Origin of the sequence: Pseudomonas sp. CFBP2511 (assembly GCF_030209255.1) — a bacterium.
GTDB classification, from domain to species: domain Bacteria; phylum Pseudomonadota; class Gammaproteobacteria; order Pseudomonadales; family Pseudomonadaceae; genus Aquipseudomonas; species Aquipseudomonas avellanae.
The window spans coordinates 159,215-178,398 of record NZ_JARVSI010000001.1 but is presented as its reverse complement, the minus strand read 5'-3'; the positions used below and the strand labels follow the sequence as shown (position 1 = coordinate 178,398).

General features: G+C 58.6%; 19 protein-coding genes. 6 read left to right on the top strand and 13 right to left on the bottom strand.

Features of this window, described 5'->3' with window-relative positions; genetic code table 11:
• Window positions 1-15 precede the first annotated feature (15 nt).
• The 3 genes from minE to minC all read right to left on the bottom strand — a co-directional run bounded on the left by minE (window position 16) and on the right by minC (window position 2,052).
• On the bottom strand, window positions 16-270 hold the full coding sequence (gene minE / locus QRN38_RS00795; RefSeq protein WP_002552653.1) for a cell division topological specificity factor MinE: 255 nt from the start codon (window positions 268-270) through the stop codon (window positions 16-18).
• Complete coding sequence (gene minD, locus QRN38_RS00790; protein WP_003382726.1) at window positions 270-1,082, bottom strand: septum site-determining protein MinD; 813 nt, start codon at window positions 1,080-1,082, stop codon at window positions 270-272. Before minD ends, minE begins: the two co-directional genes overlap by 1 nt.
• Before the next feature lie 229 nt (window positions 1,083-1,311).
• Window positions 1,312-2,052, bottom strand: a complete 741-nt coding sequence (gene minC / locus QRN38_RS00785) for a septum site-determining protein MinC (RefSeq protein WP_005770475.1) — start codon at window positions 2,050-2,052, stop codon at window positions 1,312-1,314.
• A 120-nt stretch (window positions 2,053-2,172) separates the two neighbouring features.
• Between minC and QRN38_RS00780 the strand changes: the two genes are divergently transcribed.
• On the top strand, window positions 2,173-3,105 hold the full coding sequence (locus QRN38_RS00780; protein ID WP_005770476.1) for a lipid A biosynthesis lauroyl acyltransferase: 933 nt from the start codon (window positions 2,173-2,175) through the stop codon (window positions 3,103-3,105).
• A gap of 32 nt (window positions 3,106-3,137) precedes the next feature.
• Window positions 3,138-4,319: a patatin-like phospholipase family protein gene (locus QRN38_RS00775; protein WP_057417610.1), complete on the top strand. Its 1,182-nt coding sequence runs from the start codon at window positions 3,138-3,140 to the stop codon at window positions 4,317-4,319.
• Between the two features lie 62 nt (window positions 4,320-4,381).
• Here QRN38_RS00775 and QRN38_RS00770 read toward each other — a convergent pair whose 3' ends face one another.
• Genes QRN38_RS00770 through QRN38_RS00750 form a run of 5 tightly spaced genes read right to left on the bottom strand, consistent with a single transcriptional unit; the run spans window position 4,382 to window position 7,968 of the window.
• On the bottom strand, window positions 4,382-4,618 hold the full coding sequence (locus QRN38_RS00770; RefSeq protein ID WP_005770478.1) for a Rieske (2Fe-2S) protein: 237 nt from the start codon (window positions 4,616-4,618) through the stop codon (window positions 4,382-4,384).
• A complete protein-coding gene (locus tag QRN38_RS00765; RefSeq protein ID WP_007245820.1) occupies window positions 4,602-5,459 on the bottom strand; it encodes an iron-containing redox enzyme family protein in 858 nt (285 codons plus the stop codon). The genes QRN38_RS00770 and QRN38_RS00765 overlap by 17 nt, the downstream gene beginning before the upstream one ends.
• Window positions 5,459-6,256 (bottom strand): dihydrodipicolinate synthase family protein, encoded by a 798-nt coding sequence (locus QRN38_RS00760; protein WP_005770480.1) that lies wholly within the window; start codon window positions 6,254-6,256, stop codon window positions 5,459-5,461. The genes QRN38_RS00765 and QRN38_RS00760 overlap by 1 nt, the downstream gene beginning before the upstream one ends.
• Complete coding sequence (locus tag QRN38_RS00755; protein WP_024668316.1) at window positions 6,246-6,764, bottom strand: DUF6190 family protein; 519 nt, start codon at window positions 6,762-6,764, stop codon at window positions 6,246-6,248. The genes QRN38_RS00760 and QRN38_RS00755 overlap by 11 nt, the downstream gene beginning before the upstream one ends.
• Window positions 6,765-6,771: 7 nt before the next feature.
• Window positions 6,772-7,968, bottom strand: a complete 1,197-nt coding sequence (locus QRN38_RS00750) for an aminotransferase class I/II-fold pyridoxal phosphate-dependent enzyme (protein WP_007245823.1) — start codon at window positions 7,966-7,968, stop codon at window positions 6,772-6,774.
• 219 nt (window positions 7,969-8,187) lie between these two features.
• Here QRN38_RS00750 and QRN38_RS00745 point away from each other — a divergent pair, with 219 nt between their 5' ends.
• The gene (locus QRN38_RS00745; RefSeq protein WP_024668317.1) at window positions 8,188-8,922 is read left to right on the top strand and encodes an acyl-homoserine-lactone synthase; all 735 of its coding nucleotides are present in this window, start codon (window positions 8,188-8,190) and stop codon (window positions 8,920-8,922) included.
• Here QRN38_RS00745 and QRN38_RS00740 read toward each other — a convergent pair.
• Window positions 8,854-9,597: a helix-turn-helix transcriptional regulator gene (locus QRN38_RS00740; protein WP_024668318.1), complete on the bottom strand. Its 744-nt coding sequence runs from the start codon at window positions 9,595-9,597 to the stop codon at window positions 8,854-8,856. The genes QRN38_RS00745 and QRN38_RS00740 overlap by 69 nt on opposite strands.
• Window positions 9,598-9,886: 289 nt before the next feature.
• Between QRN38_RS00740 and QRN38_RS00735 the strand changes: the two genes are divergently transcribed.
• On the top strand, window positions 9,887-10,990 hold the full coding sequence (locus QRN38_RS00735) for a transketolase-like TK C-terminal-containing protein (RefSeq protein WP_005770657.1): 1,104 nt from the start codon (window positions 9,887-9,889) through the stop codon (window positions 10,988-10,990).
• 2 nt (window positions 10,991-10,992) lie between these two features.
• Here QRN38_RS00735 and QRN38_RS00730 read toward each other — a convergent pair whose 3' ends face one another.
• A complete protein-coding gene (locus tag QRN38_RS00730) occupies window positions 10,993-11,445 on the bottom strand; it encodes a MarR family winged helix-turn-helix transcriptional regulator (protein WP_005770656.1) in 453 nt (150 codons plus the stop codon).
• A gap of 144 nt (window positions 11,446-11,589) precedes the next feature.
• Between QRN38_RS00730 and aceE the strand changes: the two genes are divergently transcribed.
• Window positions 11,590-14,259, top strand: a complete 2,670-nt coding sequence (gene aceE, locus QRN38_RS00725) for a pyruvate dehydrogenase (acetyl-transferring), homodimeric type (protein ID WP_054089991.1) — start codon at window positions 11,590-11,592, stop codon at window positions 14,257-14,259.
• Between the two features lie 102 nt (window positions 14,260-14,361).
• Here the strand turns inward: aceE and QRN38_RS00720 are convergent, their stop codons facing one another.
• From QRN38_RS00720 to QRN38_RS00710, 3 genes are all read right to left on the bottom strand, one after another.
• A complete protein-coding gene (locus QRN38_RS00720; protein WP_005770654.1) occupies window positions 14,362-15,216 on the bottom strand; it encodes a pirin family protein in 855 nt (284 codons plus the stop codon).
• Window positions 15,217-15,409: 193 nt separating this feature from the next.
• Window positions 15,410-15,820, bottom strand: coding sequence for a PA2817 family protein (locus tag QRN38_RS00715; protein ID WP_005770653.1), 411 nt, complete (start codon window positions 15,818-15,820; stop codon window positions 15,410-15,412).
• A gap of 76 nt (window positions 15,821-15,896) precedes the next feature.
• Window positions 15,897-18,344, bottom strand: coding sequence for an acyl-CoA dehydrogenase (locus QRN38_RS00710; protein WP_057417608.1), 2,448 nt, complete (start codon window positions 18,342-18,344; stop codon window positions 15,897-15,899).
• 175 nt (window positions 18,345-18,519) lie between these two features.
• On the opposite strand from QRN38_RS00710, the gene QRN38_RS00705 reads away from it, so the two are divergent.
• The gene (locus QRN38_RS00705) at window positions 18,520-19,143 is read left to right on the top strand and encodes a glutathione S-transferase (protein WP_057417607.1); all 624 of its coding nucleotides are present in this window, start codon (window positions 18,520-18,522) and stop codon (window positions 19,141-19,143) included.
• The last annotated feature ends 41 nt before the right edge of the window (window positions 19,144-19,184 follow it).

Sequence of the window (19,184 nt, the reverse complement as noted above, 5' to 3'; positions counted from 1 at the left end):
CAAGCGATTGCCTGATCAGCGATCTGGCAGGGTGATATTGAGTTCCAGAATCGAACAGCTGCCCTGGCTTTCCAGAGCAACCTGAACCTGATCGGACTCGATATTGACGTATTTACGGATCACTTCCACCAGCTCTTTCTGCAGTGCAGGAAGGTAGTCCGGGGTACTGCGCTGGCCGCGTTCGTGCGCAACGATGATCTGTAGACGCTCTTTCGCTACCGAAGCCGTGCTTTCTTTTTTGCGGTCACGAAAGAAGTCAAAAATATTCATCAGTTACCCCCGAACAGACGTTCAAAGAATCCTTTTTTCTGTACATCCAGGAAGCGATGCTCCCGGTCCTTGCCCAGCAGGCGGTCAACGGCATCGCTGTAGGCCTGACCGGCGTCGCTCTGGTCGTCCAGAATAACCGGAACGCCCTGGTTGGAGGCCTTGAGGACAGCCTGCGACTCCGGGATCACGCCGAGCAGGGTAACGGCAAGGATTTCCTTGACGTCTTCAACGCCGAGCATCTCGCCTTTGCTGACTCGCTCAGGGTTGTAACGGGTCAGCAGCAGGTGTTCCTTGATCGGGTCTTCGCCACGCTCGGCGCGACGCGACTTGCTGGCCAGCAGGCCCAGCATGCGATCGGAGTCACGTACCGACGAGACTTCCGGGTTGGTCACGACGATGGCTTCATCAGCGAAGTACATCGCCAGATGAGCACCGGTTTCGATACCCGCCGGCGAGTCGCAGACGATGTATTCGAACGATTCCTTCAGCTCCATGAGGACTTTTTCAACGCCCTCCTTGGTCAGTGCATCCTTGTCCCGGGTCTGGCTGGCGGCCAGTACGAACAGGCCTTCGATCTTCTTGTCCTTGATCAACGCCTGTTGCAGGTTGGCTTCGCCATTGACCACGTTGACGAAGTCATACACGACACGACGCTCGCAACCCATGATCAGGTCGAGGTTACGCAGGCCGACGTCGAAGTCGACGATGACTGTCTTGTGGCCGCGCAATGCGAGGCCTGTACCGATAGCGGCGCTGGTGGTGGTCTTGCCCACACCACCCTTGCCGGATGTAACTACGAGAATCTTGGCCAAGGTGAATCACCCCTAGAGGAAAAGGACGTTTAGTCCCTGAAGAGCATCTCCTGGCGCAGCGTTTGTCGAAGAACTGGAAATCACGAGGCTTGATCCTGGAAAGGTAGCGTTAAGCTATTACTTTCGACTCATATACCGACTGCCAAGCAGTGCTTGTCAGAATTTCCTACAGCCTTCACGACATTTTCGCGACGAATCAGAGATGCTTTGAAAATTGCGGCAGTATCCGTTAAAGACGAATGATGTTCAACACATCACCGGACAGGCTGACCTGCACGGGCGAGCCCCATAACGGGTCTCGGCGCAGGTCTTCGGAAACCTTGTATTGCCCGGCAATGGAAATCAGCTCGGCGCTCAGTTGCTGACAGAAGATGCGTGCCTTGGTGTCGCCCTTGATTCCTGCCAGTGCTCTGCCGCGCATCGGGCCATACACATGGATGTTGCCATCGGCGAGAAGTTCCGCACCTGGGCTGACAGGCGCGACGACAACCAGATCGCCGCCCTGAGCATAAATCTGCTGGCCGCCACGCACCGGGGAGGTAATCACCCGGGTAGGCTTGATGAGCGGCTCGGGCGGTTTTTCCGGAAGTTTCTTCGGCGCTTCGGCTTCAATCGGGTCGATAACGCGCTCACGTGCGCCAGACGGCGGAAGTACCGGAAGATCGACGGCAATGGCCGCTGCGATGTCTTCGATCCGGTTGGCGCGGATGGCCAGCGTGCGCAGGCCGTGCTGGCGACAGATGCGCACCAGTCCCGGCAGGTCCACTGGGCCTTCGTTGGGCGCGAGCTTGTCGAGGGCCAGGATCAATGGCGTATTGCTGAAGAAATTGGGGGCCTGGGCCACTTTCGCGGCCAGTTGCCTGTCGAGCGCTTCAAGGTTGCTTCGGGCCAGCTCCATCACGGTGATGGCAAGCATGCTGCCCTTGAGCTGAAATACAGGTTCAGGGTTTTGCGATTCAATCTGGCTCATGGTTGATATACACAACAGCTTGTCGCTAAAAGTGCCGTGACTTATAGCGAGAACGCCCGCGAGCCGCAAGCGGGTAGAACCGTTGTAGAATGCTCGGCCTTTGTTCTGACGGAAGCCCAAATGGATCGCCCGCGCTTTAAAGCCAGTTTCCTTCACCCTCGTTTCTGGCCATTGTGGCTGGGGCTGGGGCTTTTGTGGCTGATCGTCCAGTTGCCGTTTCGCGTTCTGCTGATCATCGGCAGGGCGCTGGGGGCAGTCATGTATCGCGTGGCCACTGATCGAAAAAATATTGCGTCGCGCAATCTGGAGCTGTGTTTCCCTCATTTGTCTGCGGCCGAGCGCAAGCGCTTGCTGAAGGAAAACTTCGCTTCTACAGGCATCGCCTTCTTTGAAATGGCCATGAGCTGGTGGTGGTCCAGGTCGCGTCTGGCGAAGCTCGCCCATGTCGAAGGGCTCGAGCACCTGCAACATGCCCAGCAGAAGGGCGAGGGCGTGATTCTCATGGCGCTGCACTTCACCACGCTTGAGATCGGCGCAGCGCTGCTGGGCCAGCAGCACACCATCGACGGCATGTACCGCGAACACAAGAGCCCGCTGTTCGACTTCATCCAGCGTCGCGGGCGCGAACGTCACAACCTTGACTCACTGGCTGTCGAGCGCGATGACGTACGTGGCATGCTCAAATTGCTGCGTGCCGGGCGTGCCATCTGGTACGCGCCGGATCAGGACTACGGCGCCAAACAGAGCGTCTTCGTGCCGCTGTTCGGCATTCAGGCGGCAACCGTGACCGCGACCAGCAAGTTTGCCCGACTGGGGCGCGCCCAAGTGGTGCCGTTCACTCAGCAGCGCCTGGCCGACGGCAGCGGCTATCGGTTGGTGATTCATCCGCCGCTGGAAGATTTTCCCGGTGAAAGCGACGAAGCCGATTGCCTGCGCATCAATCAATGGGTAGAAAGGGCTATCACAGAATGCCCGGAACAGTATCTTTGGGCCCATCGACGTTTCAAAAGTCGCCCGGCCGGTGAACCGAAGCTATACAAGAAACATAAATAAAAAGCGTCGTTGATCACCGAGGTCCGTTGTAGATGCCAGATCCCGCAGTAGTGACCCGTGCTGTAAGTGATGTCGAGCCTGTGACCGGGCTCATTTTGTCAGGTGGCGGTGCTCGTGCCGCTTATCAGGTGGGCGTACTTGCAGGCATTGCCGACCTGTTGCCGCCCGGGTCGCCGAACCCCTTTCCAGTCATCGTCGGCACCTCTGCCGGGGCCATCAACGCCGTCAAGCTGGCCAGTGGCGCCCTGCATTTTCGGATTGCCATTCACCAGTTGACCGAGTTCTGGCAGTCATTTCGCAGCCATCAGGTTTTACGCAGCGACTGGGGCGGGGTCATTCATCAGGCCAGCCGGTTTTTTGGCCGCAGCCTGATGGGCTTCGGGCGCAATATTCCGGTTGCCCTGCTCAATAGCTCGCCGTTGCGGGACCTGCTCAACGAGCGGCTGGATCTTTCCGGTATCGAAGCCGCCATTGACGCTCATCATTTGCGCGCCGTGGCGGTGACCGCATTTGGTTACGAATCAGGCCAGGCGGTCACGTTCTATCAAGGCCGCGGCACCATCGAACCCTGGCTGCGCCATCGGCGCATTGGTCGTCCGACACAACTGACCGTGGATCACCTGCTCGCCAGCTCAGCCATTCCGTTGCTGTTCGCCCCGGTGATGCTGGACGATGAATACTTTGGTGACGGTGCGGTGCGTCAGTCGGCGCCGATCAGCTCGGCGCTGCACCTGGGGGCCAATCGTGTTCTGGTCGTAGGCGTCAGTGGCAACCCGCGCGGGCTTAAAACCGAACGACCGGCACCGCGCCTGCCCGTTGGTGTGCAGCCAACGCTGGCACAGATCAGTGGCCATATGCTCAACAGCACGTTCATTGACAATCTGGAAAGCGATATCGAGTTGCTGGAACGCCTGAACATGGCCAGTTCGTTGCTGCCCGATGATCAGATCAGGCAACCGGGCATGGAGCCGGTCGAAGTGCTGGTCATTTCACCGAGCCGCCCACTGGACGAAATCGCCGCCCGGCACCGCCGCGAATTGCCCCCCGCACTGCGAACCTTCATGCGCGGTCCAGGCGCGACCAAGAGCAGTGGTGCCAGTGTGCTGAGCTATTTGTTGTTCGAGTCGGGCTACTGCAGCGAGCTGATTGAACTGGGCCGTCACGACGCCGTTGCCCAGGGTGCAGAATTGAAACGCTTCCTGCGCCTGAAATAACGCCTGCGCGGCAGAAGCAAACTCTGCCGCAAGGCGCTGTTATTCAGCCGGTACTCAAGGTGTTACTTGAGCCGCTGCACCTGTAACCGGCCACACGGCGGGCCACTCAACTGCTCGCCGGTTTCCAGGCTGAACACCGAAAAGTGCAGGGGGCAGGTGATGGACCTGCGCTGTTCATTGACCACCCCATGCTCCAGCCATCCTTCACGGTGCGGGCAGTTGCTCGGCACGCGATACTCCTCCTGATCGATGCGCACGGTGAAGGCCTCTGGGCGTCGAAACTCAGCAGGCTCGTTCAAGGATCGCCTCCTTGTTGAAATGCTTGAGACGACGGGCCTTGTCTACGGCCATGTCGAACGCCGAATTGGTGATCTCGCGGCCCATACAGATACCGCGCCAGGCTTTCACCGGGTCCAGATCTCCGCTGACGTCCATGGCCTTGAGCAGGCGCTGACCCTCGATGGCATGGAAAACGTCGATATGAACGTGTTCCGAATAGTAAGTGTGAGCCTGTATCTGCAAGCGCTCGCAGAGCTGGGTGTAACACTCGAAAAAGAACGGCACCACAGTCTCGAAGTAGGTGATGACCCCAGCGAACCATGACGGGTCGTCGGCGCGCATCGCCAGCCAGCAGAACATATTGGGAAACGTGAAGCCGGCGCTGGAATTGGCCTCGACGTAGAACGGCAGGTCCAGCGGCATTTCCAGTTCGCTCAGCAAGTCTTGATAGAGCGTGGTATGCGAGCGTTTGAGATTTCCCGAGCCGAACTCGTCAATCATCATGCGCAGCATGGGCATCTGCGCGGGCAGGCTGAGTCTTGGCATCAGGTGGTAGAAGACCTGCGCTTCGGTCAGGCCATCCAGGGCAAACTCCTGAACCAGAATCCGGAACTCGTCGAGCGTCATGTCAGTGGCGACGTACTGGGCGCTGGGCGGTACTTCGCTGCTCTCCAGTTCGACCAGTTCAACCAGCTTCCTGCGCAGGCTGGCGAGGTCGGCCGGAGCATCCGCTGTCATGCTGCGTTCGATGGCGTCGTCGATCCAGCCTTGCTCGAAAGCAAGAATTTCCCGGGGGATGGGTACCAGCTTTTCGATAAGCGCCCGGTTGGCCAGAAACAGTTGCTTGTGCATGCTTTCCATCACGCCGCCTCCCCGGTCAGAACCCGGTCGCTGTTGATCACGCCACGGGCTTTGAGCTCGCGCTTGATCTGGGCGTACCAGTCCGGCGCGCTCAGCAGATAACGTTCGTTAAGCGTCGCGATTTCGTGACTGAGCGCTGGCTGTTGCCGGACAGTTGCTTGCCGACAGAGCAGTGGTTCCAGATTGGCGAGAGAAACCACATTGCCATCTGACTCCAGCTCCCCTGCCAGTTGCGTTTCCCAGCCGATGAAGTAGTCGACGCCCTGTTGCCGAATCGCGTCCACCTGATCCTGTGGGCGAGATATCGAAGGTGAGTCCTTGAGGCCGATGACCCTGGGCAACCGGGCAATGGCGTTGAGGGTGGCTAAGGACTTTTCGTTACCTGACAACGCGGCCTCGTTGTACATGAAGATGTCCAGCTGCGTCGCGTCATGAATGGCCTGGTAATGGTCGATAATCGCCTGCTGGCTGATGCCGGGTGTGAAGGGCGAGGTGAACATGACTGCCTGCGCGCCTGCCTCCTGAGCCAGCCGGGCAAAGTCCAGCACCTCTTGTGTGGAGCTGCGTTCAATCCCGGCGATGACCAGCTTGTCGCCTGCATGCCGTAGCGTCATTTCCAGCATCTGCAGCCATTGCTGGCGCGACAGCCGCCAGCCCTCTCCAGAGGTCAGGCACGGGATGTAGCCATCTACGTGGGGTGCCAGGCTGTTAAGGAGACGTTTCAGGCTTGTTTCGCAGACCTGTTCCTGCTCGTTCAGGGGCGTAATCAGCGGCACCAGAATGCTTTTACCCGACATGTTGGAAGTCCTCATTGCGGATCACCAGGGCGCACGACTGCTCATAGAGACGTTGCAGCATCTCCGGGAACGCAGGCCGTTCGGGCGTGTTTTCAAACGGCTGGAGGAAAGGCTGCAACACCTGCAGGCGCAGCAACTCCAGGTCGTGGGTATAAAACGGCAGTTCGTGCTCCAGCACCTGCGCCGCGAGCAGTTTCTTCTCGGCGGGCAAGCCCTTGAACAGCGAGTCATTGGCAGCGCGCTGGAGTACCTGTTCACTGCAGCCCTGGCGCTGGATGGCCATGTCGGTATGCAGCACATCCATGAACGGGTAATAAACGTCCTGCAGGGCTCGGCTTTTCTTCCAGATAATGGCGTCGCAGATGCCTACCTGGGCGAAATTCATCTGCACGCTGCTTGTGTAGAAACGCGAGAAAAACCCCAGGCATTTGTCGCGCACGCCAGGGTCTGCATGGTGCATACCCATGAAAACCGTTGCGTCGATCATTGGCAGGCGCAGGTTTGACATGGATCGCTCAGACATGGAAATGCTCCAGCGCATGGGCGATCATCTGGACGGCGGCATCGAACTCTTCCGGTTTACGTGCCAGCGCCAGCCGAATGTAACGCTGACCTTTTTCGGGCTGGCTCCAATAGAAGTATTTACCCGGCAGCACGTAGACGTCCCATTGCAGCAGATATGTTTGCAGCTCATCGGCGTCGATACCTGCCGGCAGAATCTCGAACCACGCGACGCTGGTGTCGATCATCGGCTGCATGTACTTCAACACCTTGCCCTCAAGACAGTCTCGAGCCCTGCGGCGGTTGACCTCCAGCACAGAGCGCACGGAGTTGAAGTCATCGTCGTTGCTGTCTTCGATATAGCGCGTCACCACGTTGAGGATGAACGGTGAGACGTTCAGTAGAACGCTGGTGACGATGCTGTAGATCTCGGCGTTGATGTCCTTGCTGGCCATGAGCGTGGCGCATTTGGTGTCTTGCAGGGGCCAGGTCTTGCCGGTGTCTTCCATGATCAGATAGCGCGTGCCGATATCGTCGAGTATCGCGTACGCGTCCACGCGCTCGCGTCCTGCGGCCATGAAAAACGAGGCGAAGCAGAAGTCGAGTATCAGCAGTTTGTTGTAATCCCGGCAGTACCTGGCCACTTCCACGAAGGTGTCCGGGCCGTCGGCAAACAGGCTTGAGCCGGTCGGATTATTGGGGTCCACAAGAAAGATGGCGTCCAGCCCGATAGCCGCTTTCTGCAGGTTTGCGTACACCTCGCTCGACGAGCTGAACAGGCTTTCATCCAGCGGTGACATGGGCACTTCCATGTGCTTCAACAGATCGTGCAGGTTATCGAAACACGGCTCGATCAGGCCCACACTCAGGGTGTTCTTGCGCAGGTACGTTGCGGTAATGTGCATGGCGATGGAGGCTGCGTAAACGAGGTAAATCTCGTCGTGGCGCTTCAGGGCATGGTGCTGTCCGTGGAAGGTAAAAAAGGCACGAATGAAAGCCTGCTCACTCTGGTATTGCGTCTGGTTCTGCGCCTGATACCACAGCTCGGGCAGGCTGGCGACGATCATGCGCTGGGTGTCGCTCTGATCCTGGTGCGTGTGGGCATCGGCCAGGTTGAAACGGGTCTTGAGGGCAGAAATTTCGTGTTGGGTAATATCTTCCAGAACAGGCATTGCTCTTGAAGAATCGATACTGGCTAACAAGCTATTCATACCATTATCCCTATGGTGTCGTTATTGTTTGAGCCGGAGCCGTTCCGGATGTCCAGAACGCCTGAGCAGATTTCCTTATTTTGGGCCGAAATAACACTGTACCTAGGTGCACGCACGCAGTTGTTATTGTTTCGAACGGTTTACCTGTTCCTAGGTACAGTAGATTTTAAGCGTTAAATACGTGATTCTTTCTACATGTTGCACAGGGTGGAGGGCGTTATGTCGAGCGGGTTTGAGTTTCAGGCGGCCAGTTACAGTCATATGCCCGTTGAGTTGCTGGAGTCGCTGTATTCCATGCGCAAGAATATTTTTTCAGACCGGCTTGAATGGAATGTTCGTGTCAGTGATACATTCGAGTTCGATGAGTACGACAATGCCGATGCGACGTACCTGGTCGGTAGCTGGAACGGCATTCCACTGGCCGGATTACGGCTGATCAACACCTGCGACAGCTATATGCTTGAAGGCCCTTTTCGCAGCTTTTTTGATTATCAGCCACCCAGGAATGTTCGCGTTGTTGAGTCCAGTCGTTTCTTTGTCGACACGATTCGCGCTCGTTCGCTGGGTATTGCGCATGCATCGCTGACCGGGATGCTGCTGTTCGCCCTGCACAACCACGTGGCGTCGTCTGGCCTGGATTCAGTCATCACGGTGGTCAGCAAGGCGATGGCGCGAATTGTGCGCAAAGCCGGATGGGTCTACAGGGTTCTGGCGACCGGAGAAGCAACGCCTGGCGAAACAGTGCTATTGCTGGAAATGCCCGTGACGGCTGATAACCACCGTCGCTTGCTCGATAACATTGCCCTCAGGCAGCGTGTTACGGATGACCTGCTGCGCTGGCCGATAGCGCTCGGTCCATCGGGTTGCGCGCAACGGGCCTGCGTCTCAGACCATGCCCATCTTGATGGCCTTGTAAACGGCCTGCTTTGCAGTGCGGACCTCGAGTTTGCTTGAGACGTTGGACATGTGAAATTTTACCGTGCGTTCCGATATGGAAAAGATCTCGGCGATTTCGCTATACGCCTTGCCCATTGCCACCCATTTCAGGATGTCTGTTTCGCGGCTGGACAACTTGCAATTCGCGGTGGGCGGAAAGAGTTCATGGGGCGCTCTGGTCTTGATCAGGCGATCGTGGAAGCGAATGAGGCTCATCTGAATATCAGCGGCCTTGTCACGGATGCGCTGGTCGAAGTCATGCTGCTGCTTGGCATTGCACAGGCTCAGAGCGGCAAAAAGCCCACTGGCATCGTGCAGGGTGAAAGTGGCCCCCGAGGACAATTGATATTTAGCCGATCGTTTCAGGAAATCATCGGTTTCGACGCACTGAACAGCGTTTCTGGCTTCCCTCCAGAAGAAGGGTGTAATGCTGTGCCAGGCATGTTTGATGATCGGGTCGATCAGGTGGTAGTTGGACGCAATATAAGATTTCAACCATGAGTCGGGATAATTGGAAAGGATGATGGGCTTGGCTTTACGGGCCTTGGGCGTGGTGAAATAGGCATACGTAAAGTCGCCAATATGATGCAGGTCGTTTTCAAAGTCTTCGATGAGTTGGCGAAGCGGAGCAGGGGCGCCGTTGATCTTTAACGGTGGACAGTCAAGTTGGTTTTTCACGGTACGAACCTCCATGTAATACCTTGTTTATTGTTTTGTTTTTTCTCGGTTTGGCCGCACTCATTATCCTCATTTGTATTTTTAGTAGTACATGAAAACCTGAACCACGTGTGTTTTTTGTTATTGAACAAGGAGTTAGGTGTAAGAAATCTCATTCATCAGGCATTGGCAAGTGAACAGGTGCGTTTTCGAGCGCTGAGCCTTGTGGGGCAATCATGTGTGCATAAGGTTTTTGATTGCGATTGCAATCATATTTCCCGTCTCATTAAGCTGCAAGGTACTTGTCCGACAGCAAGGAGTCATGATGAACGCCGCAAATGGCCATCCGTTGGCAACGCAGACCCGGGCGGCAGCGCTGGCTTGCATGGAAAAGGTTCAGACAGTGGCAGGGCTTGGGTTGCAGGGGTGCTGTTCGCCGCTGTTCGCGATGGCCGACATCGTCGAGCGCCTGACCAGAGACCCGTCCACTTCACGTCGTGTATCGGTGGTGTGCGCCAGCAGGCACATGTCTAGTGAGCAGGAGGGCATGCTTTCCAGCGCCTGGCCTTTGAAGTTTGCCGCTCAGGCCGGTGCAATCGAACTGCCACTGATCTACATGATCAGCAGCGAAACTTCGGCTCAGTTGAGCGCTTTTACGTCGGAATCGTCCGAGCGTGGAATTTTCTGCAATGACATCGAGACGCTGCCTTCTCGCTGGCCCAAGGGTGCTCATCCCTGGTTGCCGCTGTGGTTGCTGTCGAATCGCAAATGCCAGCCTTATGACCCTGCTGATGCCTCCGAGGCGCGGGCGATCACGCTGCATGCGCTGCGCAGCCTCTACGTCGAAGGCCACAGCGGTTTCTACTACATGGCGCTGCATGACGAATCCAGTGACGCGGTCAGCGCGCTGAACGAGGCCCAGGTGGCGGCGGCGGTGCAGGGCATGTATCGGCTTGGCGATGCCGTTTCCGGTGATGCCGGCACGCGTGTGCGTCTGTTGGGGGCGGGGCTGGCGCTGCGCTCGGTGCGCCAGGCGGCAGGTTTGCTCAGGGAGCACTGGGCTGTCGATTGCGAAGTCTGGAGTTGCCCAAGCTATACCCGGCTGGCGCGCGAAGCCGGATCGGCCAGACGCTGGAACCGTTTTCATCCGGGGCAGGCCCGACGGTCCTGGCACTTGCGTGATTGCCTGGGTGAAAGGCAAGACGCTGTCGTGGCGGTCACCGGTTATCCGCAGGCCGTCGTGGAGCAGTTGCGTGAGTATATGCCCGGCCGTTTCATGGGTGTGGGCGCTGATTCTTCTGCGTTGCACGGCTTGGCTGCACTCAGCCCGGAGTGGATCGTGGTTCAGGCGCTCACCGCTCTCGCCGAGGGCGGGCAGCTGGGTTACGAGCCTTTTGAGCAGGCCCTGCAACGTTATCGGCTTGCCTGATGTCAGCCCTTGGCGCCGCTTTGCCGGGCTGCCAGCGCAGCACGCTCCAGTGCGTCGGCAAACACCTGGCGTTGCTGGCCGTCGAATTGCGCCAGAAACAGCTCGGCCACTGCCGTCTGGTAGATCTGCCACATCTGTTTGCGCAGCGTTCGGCCCTTCTCGGTAATCGCTGCGACAGCGCCTCGACCGTCACTGTCGGAGCGGCGGCGTTCCACCAGCCCTTCGCTTTCGAGGCGGTCGACAAGGCGGGTCAGGTTGTAGCGTTCGATGGCCATGACATCGGCCAGTTCATGCATGCGCCGCATGCCCTGAGGGCCGCTTTCCACGCCCCAGAGCGCGTCGTACCACGCGTAGGGTGGCAGTTCGGCTGCGGCCAGACGTCGTTCGATTTCGCGGATCAGACAGCGGTGCGCCTTGACGAATCTGAACCACGTATCCGGTTCGGCTGACGACATGAATCACCTGGATCTGAAGTTCTAGAGGGTTGCAATAGTAACCGAACGCGGGCTAAATTCCGGCATGTGATTGCAATTGCAATCAGATTTTTCAAGGCAGACGCCTGTCTGGCGTTCACTGCCGCATCAAAGTAGGAGACGACGATGGCACAGCAACCCCGGTTTCTTGACGAGGATCCGCAAGAAACCCGCGAATGGCTCGAATCGATCGAGTCGGTACTCAACAGTGAAGGGCGTCCGCGCGCGCACTACCTGATCGATCAGTTGCTGGACTTCGATGTCGCCCAACACGGCGATTTCTATGGTCGGGTCACGACGCCCTACGTCAATACCATTCCCCTCGACCGCCAGCAGCCTTATCCGGGCGATCTGCAGGTTGAAAAGCGCATCAATGCCTTCATCCGCTGGAACGCGCTGGCCATGGTGCTGCGTGCCGGCAAGCATTCCGGTGTCGGTGGCCACATTGCTTCCTATGCGTCTGCGGCAGTGCTTTACGATGTTGGTTTCGATCACTTCTTTCGCGGGCGTACCGAGCAGTTCGCCGGTGATCTGGTTTACATCCAAGGCCATTCCTCGCCAGGCATCTACGGCAGGGCTTATCTGGAAGGTCGCCTGAGCGAAGAGCAACTGGATAACTTCCGTCGCGAAACCGACCGCGACGGTATTTCGTCCTATCCGCATCCGCGTCTGATGCCGGACTTCTGGCAATTTCCCACGGTTTCGATGGGCCTGGGGCCGATTACGGCGGCGTATCATGCGCGCTTCATGCGCTATCTGGAAAACCGCGGGCTCAAGGAGCATCAGGGCCGCAAGGTCTGGGCATTCCTTGGCGATGGCGAAATGGACCAGCCCGAGTCTCAGGCAGCCATTGCACTGGCCGGACGCGAAAAGCTCGACAACATCATCTTCGTCGTCAACTGCAACCTGCAACGTCTCGACGGGCCGGTGCGCGGTAACAGCAAGGTCATTCAGGAGTTCGAAAGCCTCTACCGCGCCGCTGGCTGGAACGTCATCAAGGTCATCTGGGGCGGCGGCTGGGATGCGCTGCTGGAGAAAGACAAGAGCGGTTTGTTGCGTCAGCGCATGATGGAATGCGTGGACGGTGAGTACCAGAACTACAAATCCCAGAATGGCGCTTACGTGCGCGAGCATTTCTTCGGCAAATACCCGGAGTTGCTGGAACTGGTCAGCGACCTGAGCGATGACGACATCTGGAAGCTCTCGCGCGGCGGTCACGACCCGGAAAAAGTCTACAACGCTTACGCAGCCGCCATGCGCCACCAGGGCGGACCGACCGTGATCCTGGCCAAGACAGTCAAAGGCTTCGGCATGGGTGAGGCGGGTGAAGGGCAGAACATCAACCATCAGTTGAAGAAACTGGGCGCTGATGCGATCAAGGCTTTCCGTGACCGTTTCGCGCTGGACATCACAGACGATCAATTGGGCGACATGCCTTACCTCAAGCCTGCCGAGGGCAGTACCGAGGCGCTATACCTCAAGGCCCGTCGCGCGCAACTGGGCGGGTACATTCCGGCGCGTTTCAGTGATGCCGCCACCTTGCAGGTCCCGCCGCTCTCGGCGCTGGATACCCAGCTCAAGAACACCGGCGATCGCGGTATATCGACGACCATGGCCTTTGTGCGCATCCTGTCGACGCTGCTCAAGGACCCGAACATCGGCAAACTGATCGTGCCCATCGTGCCGGACGAGTCCCGCACCTTTGGCATGGAGAACCTGTTCCGCCAGATCGGTATTCATTCCCACGTCGGTCAGTTGTACACGCCACAGGACGCGGGGCAACTGAGCTACTACAAGGAAAGCACAGACGGGCAGATCATGCAGGAAGGGCTCAACGAGTCCGGTGCCATTTCCTCATGGATCGCGGCCAGTACGTCCTATGCCAACCACGGCGTGATGACCGTGCCGTTCTATATTTTCTATTCGATGTTCGGCTTCCAGCGCGTGGGTGATCTTGCCTGGGCGGCGGGTGATGCCCGGGCGCGGGGGTTTCTGCTGGGGGCCACGTCAGGCCGGACCACACTGATGGGCGAGGGCCTGCAACATGACGACGGCCACAGCCATGTGATGTCATCGACGATACCCTGCTGCGTGTCGTACGACCCGACGTTTGCGTTTGAGCTCGCGGTGATCATTCAGGACGGCATGCGCCGCATGTTTGCCGAAAACGAAGACATTTATTACTACATCACGTTGCTCAACGAAAACTACCCGCACCCTGATCTGCCCGAAGGTGCCGAGCCCGGCATTCTCAAAGGCATGTACCCTTTGCAGGCCAGTGCATCGATCAACACCGGCAAGCACGTGCAACTGATGGGCTGCGGGTCGATCCTGCTGGAGGTCATCGCCGCCGCCCGCTTGCTGGAGGATGATTTTGGCGTGAGCAGCGAAATCTGGAGCGTCACCAGCCTTACCGAGCTGCGTCGTGAAGGCCAGGATGTGGAGCGCTGGAACCTGCTTAATCCCGAGCAGGAGCCGCGTCTGAGCTACGTGGAAAGCTGCCTGGCAGACAGGGAAGGGCCGGTTGTCGTGGCAACGGATTACATGAAGATATTCGCCGATCAGATTCGCCCGTTCGTGCCCCTGCGCCGCTTTGTGGCACTGGGTACCGATGGCTTTGGCCAGTCTGATACGCGTGAGTCGCTGCGTCACTTCTTCGAGGTAGACCGTTACTTCGTCGCGGTGGCGGCGCTAAAGGCGCTGGCCGATGACGGCAAGGTTGAACGCAAGGTCGTGGCGCAAGCCATCGAACGCTACAAAATCAACCCTGACAAGCAGAACCCGGTGCTGGTCTGAGGCTGGTTTAAAGGGGTTATGAAGGTATCGTCTGACCGGCCCTTTCGCTTGCTCATGAAAGGGCCGTTGAAGGCAGCCGATAATGTTGACGGCTGGACTCAGTCAGGCCGTCAGACGATCTTCCCGGAAGTCACGCAGCGCCTGTTCGATCTCTTCACGGGTATTCATCACGAACGGCCCGTATTGCACGATGGGCTCGCGCAGAGGTTTGCCTGCAATCAACAGCACTCGCGCACCGTGGGTGCTGCTGATCTGCAATTGACCTTCGCCAGACAGGCGCGCCATCTGGCGAGTAGCCACGGCTTGCGGGCTGCCCTCGATCTCGATACTGCCTTCGTACACATACAGCAACGCGAGGTGTCCTTCGGGCACCTGCGGGCTGATGCGACTGCCGGCAGGCATATGAAAGTCCAGGTACAGCGGCTCGGTGTCCGGGCGCTGCACAGCCCCGGCCTGTCGAACCGTGCCATCGTCGAAATGCCCGGCGATCACTACCACCTGCACACCGCCTTCGGTGGTCAGTCGAGGGACGTTTTCCGGCTGGATGTCCTGATAACTGGCTTCGTTCAGCTTGTTCTTGCCCGGCAGGTTCAGCCATAGCTGAAAGCCACGCATGGTGCCTTCTTCCTGTTCGGGCATTTCGCTGTGAATGATTCCGCGTGCTGCGGTCATCCACTGCACACCGCCACCCTGCAGCAGGCCGACATTGCCCATGTGGTCTTCATGGCGCATACGCCCTTCAAGCATGTAGGTCACGGTCTCGAAGCCGCGATGCGGATGGGGCGGAAAGCCTGCGATATAGTCGCCGGGCTTGTCCGATCCGAACTCGTCGAGCATCAGGAACGGATCGAACAGCTCGATGCCCCGGCCGCCGAAAACGCGCGTCAGTTTCACCCCTGCACCGTCTGAGGCAGGTTGGCCCGCCTGAATGGACAGCACTTTACGAAATTGAGTCATGTAAACAGAACACTCCTTATCAGATGATCGTGATAATGAGTGTCATGGTATGCGGGTCTGGTTGATAAACAGATTCAAATCCCGGGAGGGAATGATCGTATTTATCGATGTATTGCCGAGTGATGCCTGGTTATCAATCAGAATAAGCCTGCCCCGAAACAGCCTCCGGGACAGGTTTAAATGCTGCGGATGATCAGTGCGTGCTGCCCTGCGCCGACATGGACAACAGCTGTTTTTCCTGATTCCAGTCAAACGGCTCGTCGTTCTGTTCAGCTTCGTAACGGCGCTCTTCCAGGGCCTGATACAGTTCGATTTCATCATCGGGCATGAAGTGCAGGCAGTCACCGGCGAAAAACCACAGCAGGTCGCGAGGCACCAGATGCGCGATTTGCGGGTAGCGCTGAATCACCTGGCACAGAATGTCCTGGCCCAGGTACTGGCTTTCGATAGGGGCCAGCGGCAGTTGCTCGACCAGTTCGTCGAAGCGCTCCATGAACAGCGCATGGCTTTCTTCCGGAACCTGCTCGGCCTCGCCCAGCGCGACCAGGATGCTGCGCAGGTGTGCCAGCAGGCCAAGTTGGTGATCGAGAGTGGCGTCGGCCATCGGGGTAATCCTCAAATGCAAAACAGGCGCGAGAGTATAAAGCTCTACGCGCCTGCTGTGTGGTGCGACCTGATGGTTAGCGGATTTTGCCCGCTGCCAGGGTCAGTTCTTCCTTGTCGAAATCATCGACATCGATCACTTTGCGACGGGCCGCTTCGGCTGTGTGCAGTGTCTGTGCCTCGTCTGCCTGCAACACACCGATGCGCAATGCAGCGTCGATGGCGTGCTCGCCTGCGGTCGGTTTGACCTGGCCGCTCTTGAGCGCCACTTGCAGCTTCTTGTGCAACGGATAAGCAGCGCTCAGCAGGTCAATGGCATGTTGCAGTGCACCCACCGGATCCTCTGCCGATTGCGGGCGATAGCAGCCTGCCAGCAACTCTTCCAGCGTCGGGTCACCCTTGGCGCGCCCCAGCACCTGTGCGACTTCGGCATCCAGCTTGTCCGAAGGGCCTTTGTGACGACGGCCGAACGGAAATACCACTGCGCGCAACAGCCCGCCCAGCAAGGGGTTGGGGAAGTTGCCGAGGATTTCGTCCATGGCGCGTTCAGAGTGCCCCAGGCTTTCTTCCATGGCCCAGCGAAACAGCGGGCTCATGTGATCCGGCGAGCCGAGATCGTGATAACGCTTGAGCGCTGCCGAGGCCAGGTACATGTGGCTGAGTACATCACCCAGCCGCGCCGACAGGCGTTCGCGGCGCTTCAGCTCGCCACCCAGCAGCATCATGCTCAAGTCCGCCAGCATGGCGAACGCTGCGGCCTGACGGTTCAGTGCGCGGAAGTAACCCTGGCTCAGGGCGTTGCCCGGCGCTCGTTCGAAATGGCCAAAGCCCAGGTTGAGAATCAAGGTGCTGGCGGCGTTGCTTACCGCAAAGCCGATGTGTTTGAGCAGCAGGGTGTCGAACTCAACCAGCGCTTGCTGCTTGTCTTCGCGTCCGGCCAGGGCCATTTCCTTGAGCACGAACGGGTGGCAACGAATGGCGCCCTGGCCGAATATCATCAGGTTGCGTGAAAGGATATTGGCGCCTTCAACCGTGATGAAAATCGGTGCACCTTGCCAGTTGCGGCCCAGGTAGTTGTTCGGGCCCATGATGATGCCCTTGCCGCCATGCACGTCCATCGCGTGGCCGATGCATTCGCGGCCACGTTCGGTCAGGTGGTACTTGAGGATGGCCGACAGGACCGACGGCTTCTCGCCCAGATCGACCGCATTGGCGGTCAGCATGCGTGCGCTGTCCATCAGCCAGGCATTGCCGCCTATACGCGCCAGTGCTTCCTGAATGCCTTCGAAGGCCGACAGTGGCACATTGAACTGCTCGCGCACCTTCGCGTACTGGCCAGTCACCAGGCTGGTGTACTTGGCAGCGCCGGTGCCGACTGCCGGCAGCGAGATCGAACGGCCTACCGAGAGGCAGTTCATCAGCATCATCCAGCCCTTGCCGAGCATCGGCTGGCCGCCGATCAGATAGCTCAGGGGCACGAACACGTCTTTGCCAGAGTTGGGGCCGTTCATGAACGCCGCGCCCAGCGGCAGGTGACGGCGGCCGATCTCCACACCCGGTGTTTCGGTGGGGATCAGTGCCAGGCTGATGCCCAGGTCCTCTTCCTCTCCCAGCAGGTGTTCCGGGTCGTACGCCTTGAATGCCAGCCCCAGCAGGGTGGCTACCGGGCCAAGGGTGATGTAGCGCTTTTCCCAGGTCAGGCGCAAACCGATGACTTCCTCACCTTGCCACTGGCCTTTGCAGATGATTCCGGTGTCGGGCATCGCGCCGGCATCGGACCCTGCCAGCGGGCCGGTCAGCGCGAAACAAGGGATGTCTTCGCCACGCGCCAGACGCGGCAGGTAATGGTTGCGTTGTTCATCGGTGCCGTAATGCAGCAGCAGCTCAGCCGGGCCGAGGGAATTGGGCACCATCACGGTGGAGGCCAGGTCGCCGCTGCGGGTGGCCAGTTTCATGGCCACCTGGGAGTGAGCGTAAGCCGAGAAACCCTTGCCGCCGAACTCCTTTGGAATGATCAGCGCAAAGAAACCGTGCGTTTTCATGTGCGCCCAGGCTTCGGGCGGCAGGTCCATCGCCTGACCGATCTCCCAGTCGCTGACCATCGCGCAGAGTTCTTCGGTCGGGCCGTCGATAAAGGCCTGTTCTTCCTCCGTCAGTTGGACTTTCGGGTAGGCCAGGAGCTTGTCCCAGTCCGGACGACCGCTGAACAGCTCGCCGTCCCACCAGACTGTACCGGCATCAATGGCATCGCGCTCGGTTTCCGACATGGGCGGCAACACTTTCTGAAACCAGCTGAACATGGGTGCCGTGAAATGCTTGCGGCGCAGGTCTGGCAGCACCAGGGGCACGCACACTGCCAGCCACAGCACCCAGAACACAGTCAGCAGCCATCCTGGCGCGTGACTGAAAATGCCCATGGCCAGCAGATAGACGGCAACCACGCCTAGCGCCGGAAGCGGGGCGGTACGTCGATGAGCCAGCCAGGCAATGCCGACGACCAGCACTACAATCCACAACAACAGCATAAGTATTCCTCCGTGATGACTGCGGCCTTGGCAGCGGTCAAGAACTGGTCGCCAGGCAGTGATGAGACGACATCGATAGTGACCCTCGGTTGACGAGGAAGTTGCCGCTGTATGGGGTGCAGTATAGGGGTAGACTGGCGGGCGATTAATTTTCAGTGACTGCGAGGGGAACGCAATGCTCAAGATCTGGGGACGGAAAAATTCCAGCAATGTGCGCAAGGCACTCTGGATTGCCGAAGAAGTAGGCGTGCCGTACGAGACGCAGGATGCCGGTGGCGCGTTCGGGCTGGTCGACGAAGCCGCCTACCGCTCGAAAAACCCCAACGGCCGTATTCCCATGATCGAGGACGGCGATTTCGTACTCTGGGAGTCCAACGCGATCGTGCGTTACCTGGCCGCCCGCCATGCCCCTGATTCTGACCTGTTTCCCGCTGATGTTCAGGCCCGCGCTTCTGCCGACCGGTGGATGGACTGGACCACCTCGACCATCGCCGCTCCGTTCAGCCCGGTGTTCTGGGGCGTGGTGCGCACGCCGCCTGAAAAGCAGGACTGGCCGACCATCGAGCAAGGCATCAAAACGCTGCACGGCCTGCTGCTGGTTGCCGATGATGCCTTGTCTCGCCAGCCTTATCTGTCCGGTGAGACCTTCGGCATGGGCGACATTCCCTTGGCGTGCTTCGCCTACGGCTGGTTTGAAATGCCGATTGAACGTCCGCCGCTGCCTCACCTCCAAGCCTGGTACGAACGCCTCAAGACGCGCCCGGCTTATCGCAAGGCCGTCATGAGCCCGTTGACCTGACTGCTTTTCAAGGACTGGCCGGGCGTATGTCCGGCGCCTGA

Bases quoted from the DNA above. Each gene is read 5' to 3' on its own strand.
- minE (WP_002552653.1), bottom strand. From the start codon at position 270: ATGAATATTTTTGACTTCTTTCGTGACCGCAAAAAAGAAAGCACGGCT.
- minC (WP_005770475.1), bottom strand. From the start codon at position 2,052: ATGAGCCAGATTGAATCGCAAAACCCTGAACCTGTATTTCAGCTCAAG.
- QRN38_RS00780 (WP_005770476.1), top strand. From the start codon at position 2,173: ATGGATCGCCCGCGCTTTAAAGCCAGTTTCCTTCACCCTCGTTTCTGG.
- QRN38_RS00775 (WP_057417610.1), top strand. From the start codon at position 3,138: ATGCCAGATCCCGCAGTAGTGACCCGTGCTGTAAGTGATGTCGAGCCT.
- QRN38_RS00765 (WP_007245820.1), bottom strand. From the start codon at position 5,459: ATGGAAAGCATGCACAAGCAACTGTTTCTGGCCAACCGGGCGCTTATC.
- QRN38_RS00760 (WP_005770480.1), bottom strand. From the start codon at position 6,256: ATGTCGGGTAAAAGCATTCTGGTGCCGCTGATTACGCCCCTGAACGAG.
- QRN38_RS00755 (WP_024668316.1), bottom strand. From the start codon at position 6,764: ATGTCAAACCTGCGCCTGCCAATGATCGACGCAACGGTTTTCATGGGT.
- QRN38_RS00750 (WP_007245823.1), bottom strand. From the start codon at position 7,968: ATGAATAGCTTGTTAGCCAGTATCGATTCTTCAAGAGCAATGCCTGTT.
- QRN38_RS00745 (WP_024668317.1), top strand. From the start codon at position 8,188: ATGTCGAGCGGGTTTGAGTTTCAGGCGGCCAGTTACAGTCATATGCCC.
- QRN38_RS00740 (WP_024668318.1), bottom strand. From the start codon at position 9,597: ATGGAGGTTCGTACCGTGAAAAACCAACTTGACTGTCCACCGTTAAAG.
- QRN38_RS00735 (WP_005770657.1), top strand. From the start codon at position 9,887: ATGAACGCCGCAAATGGCCATCCGTTGGCAACGCAGACCCGGGCGGCA.
- QRN38_RS00730 (WP_005770656.1), bottom strand. From the start codon at position 11,445: ATGTCGTCAGCCGAACCGGATACGTGGTTCAGATTCGTCAAGGCGCAC.
- aceE (WP_054089991.1), top strand. From the start codon at position 11,590: ATGGCACAGCAACCCCGGTTTCTTGACGAGGATCCGCAAGAAACCCGC.
- QRN38_RS00720 (WP_005770654.1), bottom strand. From the start codon at position 15,216: ATGACTCAATTTCGTAAAGTGCTGTCCATTCAGGCGGGCCAACCTGCC.
- QRN38_RS00715 (WP_005770653.1), bottom strand. From the start codon at position 15,820: ATGGCCGACGCCACTCTCGATCACCAACTTGGCCTGCTGGCACACCTG.
- QRN38_RS00710 (WP_057417608.1), bottom strand. From the start codon at position 18,344: ATGCTGTTGTTGTGGATTGTAGTGCTGGTCGTCGGCATTGCCTGGCTG.
- QRN38_RS00705 (WP_057417607.1), top strand. From the start codon at position 18,520: ATGCTCAAGATCTGGGGACGGAAAAATTCCAGCAATGTGCGCAAGGCA.